Here is a 10,042-nt window from a genome sequence, read left to right as displayed (position 1 = left end):
TTTTTGCAATAGACAAGAGATCGGTGAAAACCCTCGCTACATCAAGGTTGAGCGCGATTGTACCCATGTAGGGCGGCTAAAAAATCGCGCAAAGCCGCACGGTGAGGCAGTTTTGATTTTTTGGCTGGGGGAACTTCAGCTTAAAGCATGGTCACTGTTGAGTGGGATAAGCTGCACCCAAGACCGTTCCTTGGCATAGATTAGGCTTTCTTTGATGGGAATAACTTCATCATGCTGCCCATGCAAAATCAGAGTAGGAATTGATCGTTTCAATACGTGAGTTTGTTCATACTGATGGACATCCCCCAAACCCCCACCGCAAGTTAAAAGTTTACTTATCTTAAGCAAAGTTAAGATATATTAATTTTTTTCATAAACTTAACGGAAAGTTTGATATGTTCATAATCTACCCTCAAAATAAAGACCGAAAAAAATGAAAGTTTCACAAAGTTCCAAACATTTAGGTCAATCGGTTGCTCTAGGTATCCTCCTAGTCCTCACGACTTTGAGCATATTTATACTAATGATGATGCAGAGTGGGATTTAACTGAGGACTTACCCCTATACATAGTAGGGACACGACATGTCGTGTCCCTACAAATTATCATGTCGTGTCCCTACAAATTATGGTTGATCGAGCTGATCATTTGTGACTTGCCGTCACAAACGCCGTAGCAAGTTTGAACCGTGGGTATCTGTACCACAAGTATTGAGCAAATTATAGGTGGTACTTAACTGTTTCACCTGCTGAGTTTGCTTAGGGCTCGGATGCCAAGGATCGGGGTTAGCGTAAGCATAATAGGTTTCTACTCCATCAATTCCCATGTTGGCGGCGGCGGGAATGAGTTCATGGGCTGAACGTCGATAACGGCAGGGATGAGCCAGTACCGCCAAGCCACCTGCCTGATGCAAAACATCAATTACAGTTGCCGCTTCAGCCTGCTGATGTTGGGGGGCTTTGCCTTTGAGATAAGGCTTTAAGCTGGAATGGTGGGGATCAAAAGCATAGCCCAAGATATGAACATCCGTATTTAATAAGCGAGCGTTGATTTCTACGCCAGTCCAGAGGTGAGGAATTGCCTGAGTGGGTAAAGAGTGCTGGAGGGAATCTAGAAAGTTTTGAGCCATTTGATAGCCATCGATTGTGTGATGATCAGTGATAGCAAACCCTTTCAGACCGATGGCAATGGCTTGTTCAATTAACGTTCTGGGATGAAGCTGACCATCAGAAGCCGTAGTATGACAATGGAAATTGTAGGAACGAGGACAACTATCGGGACCCAAGGTTTGCCAGACCTGCCGGAGAGCGTGTTGATCTTGTTCTGTTACTGGGGATGATATTAAAACTGGAGCCATTTTAACCACCATGTTTGCTGATATTATTAATAGATGAGTCTAATGAATGAGAGGCTCTCCTCAACTGCTCAAGACAGTAAGCTTGCCCAGAAATACGTCCTAATCATTTCAAATTGTTAACACTACCTTAGCAAAAATTATTAGTCATCGTCTGTAGACACCCTGTAAAGCGGTCACATTTTCCATTAGTCCTTTCTCTTGTCAGCATAAAATTAGCTAATCTTTCCCCTGCGTCCTGGAGGTAATAGGCTACGTCTGAAATATGCTCCTACAATGAGCCGCAACTCCTTATTGAATCGATACTCTCAGGAGAATCCCCCATCTAAACTGGAGGAGTTAGAGGGGGATAACGGTTGGATTTGAACCGTTAAAATGACAAGCTAAGAGAATCAAATTTTTTTGTTCGACCTCCTCCATATTCACCTGTTCCACTCCTTAGTTGGCAAGAGAAACTTCGGAATTGCGAGTTTTCCAGGCAAATTCTAATAACTTAGTCCAGCGCTTTTGCAGTTGTTTGGGTGTACACTTGAGGGCTTTTGCAATCTCAGCATCACTCTTGTGGGCTTGTTTGAGAGACAGTAGTTGCTGTTGTTGCTGATCAAGTTCAGCTAAAAAGGTTTCCCATTGGTCAGACGACATGCCTAATTTTTGATCCAAATCAGCTCCAAGCCATTGGTGTACCAGTTTCCAGTGGGATGACCGGGCGAATTTTTCGACGTGATATTTAAAGCGCTGTTGTAGGTAGTCACGTTGGCGGGGGGTTAACCCTAAAATCTCATCGATTTCCGGTGCGGCGAGGTCTTGTAACTTTAAGACCAGATAATCCGCGCAGTCGGAGTGACCTTGTTGCTCAAGATAGTTGACCAGTTCAGTAACCACGCGATCGCGCAGTACCGACTCACTCGGATCAGTGGTTTGAGCGACCAAGTGAGCCCGCACTTGTTGCATCGCCGGTGAACGGCTGAGCTCTTGGGCTTCTTCCCCCTTGGCAAATTCCACCGCCTGCTCAATATCCAGAGGAGTTTCACTAGGTTGGCGTCTGGCAAAACTTTGCGCTCTCAGGACGATAAGCTGTTGACTGCAACGGTTCGGTAACGTAATTCGCCGCTTAGCATACTGTTCCGTAAACGCCATATACTCCGCCAGTTCAATTTGAGTGCGAGGCGTGTAGTCCACATCTACCTCATTTTCCCGGCGAAATGCTTTGAGGGACTCAGCATAAAAGTCTTGTAAAAAGTCCTCAATCAAATTATAGCGAGCCGAGAATTTTAACTGGGATTGGGGTTGGGCGATATGGCGATAAACCATGGCACTTAATGTGCTGTGTAATTCAACACGCCCTTGCTTAGAACCCAATTTATAGTAGCCTAAACACTTGTGTAAGCGGTGACGTGCCAGGGTTAATTGCCACGAGCGGACTTGACCAGAGGTTTGAATGCGATCGCTCTTGCTACAGATTCGTTGTACCTCCAGCGCTATCCGGTTTGCCACCACTTGAGCGCGACTGGGTAGAGGTTTGGACCCAGAACCAGAACCACCATTGTTTTGACCTAAAGGTTTGGAACCATAGAGTGCCGACCACATTTCCTCTAGCAACAGATCAATTAAACTTTGAGTGTCTGTGCCGAAAACTTCCGGATTATCGAGGTGGTTTGGGGAAGGTTGAGTGATAGATTTTACAGTTTTAACGTTCATGGTATTGCCCCTAAAGACTACAGTTACGAATTACCCAGACATCAGCAGAGGAACGAGTGGTTATTTGGAATAAATACTCTGTTGCTGTCCACAATTTGAATGTAAAACGTTATGCTTAGTCTTTGGTTGAGTGGTGTGTCACTAAACAAGAGATCATGAGTAAACGGCAGACACCCTTACCGATTTAGGGACTAGGATTATGGCTGCTAACCCTTGCTCCACCTGCATTTAGGCACTTGACAAGGGTCTATTATTTCCATGGCTGTTGGAGTGAGTGAGAGTAGACAATTGACAAACTGGATTTATTTGTGGACTTTCGTCCGAAATCCGCCGTCTGTCTCCTGTAGTCCGAATGCTGAGCAGCGAAAGCCTAACTGGATTGGGTTTAACTTTAAAGGGTTACACCCATCAGTCTCACCTTATTCCCAACTCTGGCTAGCGGGTACAGCCCACGCCGTTGCGGCTTCCCATCCCAAACCTTGGCGCAGGATTGTCGGTTCATCCCCAGTCATATCCAGAATGGTAGATACCTGGAAACCGGGTTCCGAGCCATCCTCGACAATAATGTCCACTAAACCTTCAAACTGATCAAAGAGTTTGGCACTTTCAAGTCCCACAGTGGGGAAATGTCCCATCTCATCGGGTAAATGAGCCGACGTGGAAATGACGGGGTTGCCTAACGCTTCGAGTATGGCTTGACAAACCGGATGATCCGGAACTCGGATACCACTGGTTTTGCGCTTGGGACTCATCACTAGTCGGGGTACTAATTTGGTTGCGGGTAGCACAAAGGTATAGGGTCCAGGAATCAAGCGTTTCATAATTCGGTAAGCTGGGTCACTCACCCAAGCATATTCAGAAATGTTGGATAACGAGGAACACAAAAACGTTAACGGCTTCTCATTCGAGAGTTGCTTTAAACGCCTGACCCGTTCCACAGCCGATTTGACATTTAGGTCGCAACCAATGGCATAGACGGTATCTGTGGGATATAACATCACCGCACCGTCTCGTAGGTCGTCCCTTATTTTCTCTATTCGGCGTATTTGAGGCGTTTCCGGATGGAGCGTGTAAATCGTTGCCATAATCGTTCAAAATGATTGCAATGGTTAGATGATCTAATAAAAACCTAAACCCCTATGACCTTAAGTGGGTACAATATGGAGTCGGCATTTGAAAAAGCAGGTGCACTGAGCCAGTGAAGCTATTTATTTACCACACCCCCGAACTTACCCCAACCGATAGGATGCCAGACTGTGCGATCGCGGTTGATGTGCTAAGAGCTACAACTACCATTGCCACAGCGTTGCACGCGGGTGCTGAAGCGGTTCAAGCCTTCAGCGATATTGAGCAGTTAATGCAAGTGAGCGAAAAATGGCTCCCAGAAAAACGCCTTCGCGCCGGAGAACGGGGCGGCTCAAAAGTCGCTGGCTTTGATTTAGGCAATTCTCCCCTAGACTGCACGCCAGAGCGCGTCCAGGGATGCCGTTTGTTTATCACGACGACGAATGGGACTCGCGCCTTACAGCGTGTGCAGAACGCCCCTGTGGTGCTAGCCGCCGCCATGGTGAATCGTCAGACGGTGGTGCAGTATCTGCTTGAGCAAAAGCCCGAAACTGTTTGGCTCGTGGGTTCAGGCTGGGAGGGTTCCTACTCCCTAGAAGATACCGCTTGTGCCGGTGCGATCGCAGATAGCCTCATCACTCACACCGATCATTCTCTTGGCGATATTGCGGGTAATGATGAAGTCATCGGCGCTCTTGCCCTTTATGCTCAGTGGAAAGACAACTTGTTAGAATTGTTTCACCATGCCAGTCATGGTCAACGCCTACTCCGGTTAAACTGTCACGAAGATTTAAAATATTGCGCCCAAGCTGATCTTTTAGACGTTTTGCCCATTCAGAAAGAACCTGGAGTGTTAGTCAGAAAATTCTGAGTCAACACTCGATCAGTCAGGGCGGGTTTATTCACATCCCTTGTGAGGAAAGAAACGATAATAATGAAACCCGCCCCTACACATTCAATACTCCCTCCACTTCCCCTGCTTCCAGACGCGCCATGGCACGTCTCTACATTGCTCCCCCTGCTTCCTAATCTAAAACTGTTGCAAAAAGCGCAAATCACTGGTATATAAGCGGCGGATATCATCAATTTGGTGCATAACTAGAGCAAAGCGTTCCGCGCCAAACCCCGCCGCAAACCCTGTATAAATTTCTGGGTCATAACCAACGGTTTTCAGCACATTGGGATCAACCATTCCACAGCCGCCCATCTCTAACCATTTCCCTCTCCATTTCACATCGATTTCCGCAGAAGGTTCTGTGAATGGGAAATAACTAGCACGTAAGCGAACATCTACGTCTTCACCAAATAATTCTTGGAAAAATACTTTTAAAGTTCCTTTGAGATCCCCAAACGTGATGTCCTCATCAACCGCTAAAATTTCAATTTGATGGAAAACGGCGGAGTGTGTCGCATCAACCGTATCACGACGATAAACCCGTCCTGGTGCAATAATTCGGATGGGGGGTTCATTATTTTCCATGTAGCGAATCTGCACCGAAGAGGTATGCGTTCGCAGTAGGTTCCCATCGGGGAGGTAAAAGGTATCCTGCATATCCCGCGCCGGATGGTCTTGGGGGGTATTTAATGCCTCAAAATTATAGTAATCTGTCTCCATCTCTGGTCCGGTGGCGACGGTGTAACCCAGACCCACAAAGATGTCCAGAACTTGGTCAATGATACTATTGAGCGGGTGAATCCGACCTTGAGGACGATAAACCCCTGGCATCGTTACGTCAAGGGTTTCGGCGGCTAATTGTACCTGAATTTGGGCAGCTTGTAAATCTTGGCGTTTGTTGTCAAGGGATTGCTGGAGGGCTTCTTTAACTTCATTCGCTAACGCCCCAATTCGAGGTCTATCTTCGGGGGATAGCTTCCCCATCCCGCGCAAGATTTGGGATAACTGTCCTTTTTTCCCCAAGTAGTTTACGCGCAACTGTTCCAATTGATCCAGCGTATCAGTTGTTGCGATCGCAGGAGTGGCTTCTTGTTTGAGGGCAACTAATTGGGTCTCTAGCTCGTTGAGCGAAGTAGTCATGAATCCAGTCGTTATCAGGTTTGAGAGAGGCAATGCTTGCCAAGGCTTTTCTTAGTTTACCCTTAACAGCAAGGGGAGAGTAGGGGCACGACATGTCGTGCCCGGACAGGACATGTCGTGCCCCTACAGGTAGCGGATGCGCCGTCGAGGAAGCGTAAGTCCTAGAGTTATTCGGACTTGTATTGTCCCTTGTGCAGCATCACAGGCAGGAAGACCTTATTATATTCCGCCAAAGCCATAATCAGGAGTGCGATCGCTATATTTAGAGATGCGAGTTCGTAAGCGAAATTTCCGGAAGCCAATAGAATATGGCAATAAAGAGTGGTCTACCCAGCAAACTCATGGGTTAAAATCCGATGCCAGTACCTTGGGAATGACCTCTCCCCCTGCCCCTCTCCTACCAGGAGAGGGGAGTAATTTATCGTCTTTCGGTGAGGATAAGGATTCAGATATTATAAATGACAATATAATCACCAATCCTTTTATTCCCCAACAAGATCGATTTAAATCTGGTTGAAGATGAAGATGATTTCTATGGTGCATTTGCTAAGAACCCTGGGCAATAGGAATATTGTTGACAAAATAATTCTAGTTTATGTAGAAACTTAGCCTGATACGCATCTAATTAGGTTGGTGGAAATAAACTAAACTATGTTAATTTTTGTAAATATCCCTCAAACCCTTACATAAACGAATGACGAATGACAATCCTCAAACTTTCCCCTTAATCCTCGGTATTACTGGTGCTTCTGGCTTAATCTATGCAGTACGTGCCGTGAAATTTCTCTTAGAAGCCGACTATACCCTCGAACTCGTGGCATCAAAATCAGCCTATATGGTTTGGCAAGCGGAACAAAACACCCGTATGCCTCCAGAACCTGAACAGCAGGGACAATTCTGGCGTCAGCAAGCGGGTGTACCCACCAAAGGTAAGCTGATTTGTCATCGCTGGGGAGATGTGGGTGCAACCATTGCCAGTGGTTCATTCCGGACGTTAGGAATGGTGATTATCCCCTGTAGTATGAGTACAGTGGCAAAAATTGCTAATGGTTTGAGTTCGGATTTATTGGAACGGTCAGCCGATGTGCAGTTAAAAGAAGGGCGTCAACTGATAATCGTACCCCGTGAAACCCCATTCAGCTTGATTCACCTGCGTAACCTCACCACCCTAGCCGAAGCTGGGGTAAAGATTGTGCCAGCAATTCCCGCCTGGTATCATAATCCTCAAACCATTGAAGATTTAGTGGATTTTGTTGTAGCGCGTACCTTTGATCAACTGAATATTGACTGTGTTCCCCTAACGCGATGGCAAGGCGGTTTTCGGGAAAAGATTTGACCCTTTGTGACCCTCGATGGCATGATTTGTAGGGGCGGGTTTCACAATTATCGTTTCTTACTTCACAACAGATGTAACTAAACCCGCCCTAACCAAGTCACGGCGATTAAAATCGCTGCTACACTTGCCTTTCGTCCGCTTGACAAGGACTGAATTTTAACGGCGGTAGTTAACCTGAATTTAGCATTAGCTAGGTGTCTAATTGATTGCGTTTAATCTAAATTCAGATCTAACATTTGAACTCCCTTGTATACTCTGCACTCCTACTCTGAGACGAATGGTACTGACTGGTATGCTGGTGGGCAATGCCCACCCTACGGTATATGAAGGGTGGAGGCGATGTCAAAATGCTTATTTCAGTGCCATTCTACTCGGATACCGTGGTTCGTGCCAATACGCGATAAACATTCACCGTTTGCTGTTTCCCCTTCAAGGCTAAAGGTCCCCAGGATTCAACCTCAAACTCCCCTTGCAGTTGATCCAGCGTTTGTTGACCAATGAGAATCCGACAGGGAGTCGGTTGACGATGTTTCTCACAACTCTCTAGCCGGGAAGCAATATTAACACTATCGCCAATAACTCCATATTCTAAGCGGTCTTTCCCCCCCAAACTGCCTACCACAACTGGACCTGTAAAAATGCCAATCCGCATTTCAATCACAGGTAAACCTCGGTGTTGCCAATCCCGGTTCATCTGTTCGAGGCGATCGCTAATCGCTAAAGCACAGTCTACCGCCGCTTTGGCATCTTCAGCCACTTCGGTTCTGTGGAGACGTGACATGGGGACACCAAACGCTACCATCACCCCATCCCCAGTAAACTTATTCACAATCCCCTGACGCTGGAGGACTTCCCGAGTCACCACTCCCAGAATTTCATTTAACCACTCCAACAACGCCTCTGGGGTCATTTTTTCCGATATGGTGCTGAAATCTTTAATATCAGCAAAGAACATCGTGGCGGTGAGGCGAATCCCCGGTAACTTCCCAGATTTTAGCAAGCGATCGCGACCTTGCCAAAGAGCTTGAGCCACTTCCGGAGAGGTATTCTGTCCCAACAGCTTCATCACAATCTGCTGCTGTTGATGGGCTTCATAAGAGCGATGGGTGACAAAAATCGCTACTGTTAACACAAATCCTGATGCTGGCGCCGCCAAGGGAACCCAGCCACCTTGGGTGAGTAGGTAAAAACAAGCACTGGATAACACCCCCAAACTACCCGTTACCCCAATAATTAACGCCAGGGGATGATACGTCACCCGCCCCAATATCCCACCGATTGCAATCCAGCCAATAATCCACAGAATTTCCTCCTGTTGAGACCAAAACCAGAATAATGGACGTTCACCAGTCGCCGCATCAAGGAATTGACTAACCATTTGAGCCTGCATTAAAACCCCAGGCATTTTTGGGTTTTCGTCTAAAACGGGACTAAAGGGTGTGGCGAATAAGTCTTTGAGACTGGGTGCTGTTGAACCAATAATCACAATCTTATCCTGCACCCAACTCGGATCAACCTTTCCATTTAAAACATCGCTCAAGGAAACCTGTCGCGCCACCTGATTAGGGGAGCGATAATTGAGTAAGATTTGGAACCCTCTAGTATCTACCTTTTGATATCCCCCCGCATCTTCCGCTAAGGGTGACAACACAGCCTCACCAAGTTGGGGAATATCTGGGTTATTGGGACTAGCTTCCAGTTCAATCCCACGGCGTTCTAGATAAGTAAGTGCCAGAAGCAGGGAAAATGAGAAAAGCCCGCCACTTTCATTCTCCGCAATATATAAATTGCGACGAACCACATCATCCGGGTCAAGGGGTATATCATTAAAACCGATGCGTTCCGGTGATACCTCTGGGGGTGGTGGAGTTCCGGCGCGGATATCGATATTTTGAATGGCAATTAAATTCGGTTGTTGCAGTTGTTCAACTAACTGCTGATGACCCGGTTCCACGGGAAGATTACGATATAAATCTAGACCAATAACGGCGGGGTCAGCGGCTTGCAATCGCCGTAAAACCCGTGCTAAAACCTGATCTGAGATGGGCCACTGGTTTTGATTTTCTAGGTCTTCTTCTGTAATCGCGACAACTAAGATCCGGGGGTCAGGTTCAGTTTCCAGAGGTAGTAGGCGGACAAACTGATCATGCGCCGCCAGTTCTAGCGGTTCTAGTCCACCCAAGTGTCGCACGCCCAGAAGGGTAATGATCACAGCAATGGTTGAAACTCCCACGACTCGCAGATGTGCCAAATCGGGTAACGCAGTACGAACCGTTCGAGGGATGCGAAAAACCATAAAAATAGATCTCTGAGCGTCTCAGAAGCCGCTGGACAGCTATGGAGAGATTACTCGAACCCGAAGATGCCTTAAATTTGTCCAACTGACTGTAGCAGCCAACCCCTTCCCGCATTATGCCACCTAAATCGCGAGGGGAATCTTGCTTCAACCTTCACGAAGTGGAGGTAAGCCTTTGGGGGATAGCGGGAAATGCGAGGGCTAAATGCCCGAAGTATTTCCAATTACTTCCCAAGAGGTGGTATAATTTCAGTCATGA

9 protein-coding genes are annotated in these 10,042 nt (G+C 46.9%); 4 read left to right on the top strand and 5 right to left on the bottom strand.

Going from position 1 to position 10,042, the window contains the following annotated elements:
- Positions 1-199 (top strand): hypothetical protein (locus tag RLO19_RS06345; RefSeq protein ID WP_446354832.1); only part of this gene is annotated, 199 nt, incomplete at its 5' end.
- A 461-nt stretch (positions 200-660) separates the two neighbouring features.
- On the opposite strand, the gene RLO19_RS06340 is transcribed toward RLO19_RS06345, so the two are convergent.
- From RLO19_RS06340 to RLO19_RS06330, 3 genes are all read right to left on the bottom strand, one after another.
- Positions 661-1,368 (bottom strand): PHP domain-containing protein, encoded by a 708-nt coding sequence (locus RLO19_RS06340; protein ID WP_446354831.1) that lies wholly within the window; start codon positions 1,366-1,368, stop codon positions 661-663.
- A gap of 423 nt (positions 1,369-1,791) precedes the next feature.
- On the bottom strand, positions 1,792-3,051 hold the full coding sequence (locus RLO19_RS06335) for a HetZ-related protein (protein WP_446354829.1): 1,260 nt from the start codon (positions 3,049-3,051) through the stop codon (positions 1,792-1,794).
- A 419-nt stretch (positions 3,052-3,470) separates the two neighbouring features.
- Complete coding sequence (locus tag RLO19_RS06330; protein WP_446354827.1) at positions 3,471-4,136, bottom strand: L-threonylcarbamoyladenylate synthase; 666 nt, start codon at positions 4,134-4,136, stop codon at positions 3,471-3,473.
- 113 nt (positions 4,137-4,249) lie between these two features.
- Here RLO19_RS06330 and RLO19_RS06325 point away from each other — a divergent pair, with 113 nt between their 5' ends.
- Positions 4,250-4,987 (top strand): 2-phosphosulfolactate phosphatase family protein, encoded by a 738-nt coding sequence (locus RLO19_RS06325; RefSeq protein ID WP_446354825.1) that lies wholly within the window; start codon positions 4,250-4,252, stop codon positions 4,985-4,987.
- A gap of 159 nt (positions 4,988-5,146) precedes the next feature.
- Here the strand turns inward: RLO19_RS06325 and pheS are convergent, their stop codons facing one another.
- Entirely contained in the window at positions 5,147-6,151 is a 1,005-nt protein-coding gene (gene pheS / locus RLO19_RS06320; RefSeq protein ID WP_446354823.1) for a phenylalanine--tRNA ligase subunit alpha, read from the bottom strand.
- Between the two features lie 247 nt (positions 6,152-6,398).
- Here pheS and RLO19_RS06315 point away from each other — a divergent pair, with 247 nt between their 5' ends.
- On the top strand, positions 6,399-6,668 hold the full coding sequence (locus tag RLO19_RS06315; protein ID WP_446354822.1) for a hypothetical protein: 270 nt from the start codon (positions 6,399-6,401) through the stop codon (positions 6,666-6,668).
- A 177-nt stretch (positions 6,669-6,845) separates the two neighbouring features.
- The gene (locus tag RLO19_RS06310; RefSeq protein ID WP_446354821.1) at positions 6,846-7,487 is read left to right on the top strand and encodes a flavin prenyltransferase UbiX; all 642 of its coding nucleotides are present in this window, start codon (positions 6,846-6,848) and stop codon (positions 7,485-7,487) included.
- A 367-nt stretch (positions 7,488-7,854) separates the two neighbouring features.
- Here the strand turns inward: RLO19_RS06310 and RLO19_RS06305 are convergent, their stop codons facing one another.
- Complete coding sequence (locus RLO19_RS06305; protein ID WP_446354819.1) at positions 7,855-9,783, bottom strand: CHASE2 domain-containing protein; 1,929 nt, start codon at positions 9,781-9,783, stop codon at positions 7,855-7,857.
- Positions 9,784-10,042 lie beyond the last annotated feature (259 nt).

It is taken from the genome of Coleofasciculus sp. G2-EDA-02 (assembly GCF_040226375.1).
GTDB lineage: Bacteria > Cyanobacteriota > Cyanobacteriia > Cyanobacteriales > Coleofasciculaceae > Coleofasciculus.
The sequence above is the reverse complement of the archived record's forward strand: the minus strand, read 5'-3'. Positions and strand labels throughout refer to the sequence as shown.

What these genes read in the sequence shown, in the direction of transcription:
- RLO19_RS06330 (WP_446354827.1), bottom strand. Translation starts at nt 4,136, where the DNA reads ATGGCAACGATTTACACGCTCCATCCGGAAACGCCTCAAATACGCCGA.
- RLO19_RS06340 (WP_446354831.1), bottom strand. Translation starts at nt 1,368, where the DNA reads ATGGTGGTTAAAATGGCTCCAGTTTTAATATCATCCCCAGTAACAGAA.
- RLO19_RS06310 (WP_446354821.1), top strand. Translation starts at nt 6,846, where the DNA reads ATGACGAATGACAATCCTCAAACTTTCCCCTTAATCCTCGGTATTACT.
- pheS (WP_446354823.1), bottom strand. Translation starts at nt 6,151, where the DNA reads ATGACTACTTCGCTCAACGAGCTAGAGACCCAATTAGTTGCCCTCAAA.
- RLO19_RS06305 (WP_446354819.1), bottom strand. Translation starts at nt 9,783, where the DNA reads ATGGTTTTTCGCATCCCTCGAACGGTTCGTACTGCGTTACCCGATTTG.
- RLO19_RS06335 (WP_446354829.1), bottom strand. Translation starts at nt 3,051, where the DNA reads ATGAACGTTAAAACTGTAAAATCTATCACTCAACCTTCCCCAAACCAC.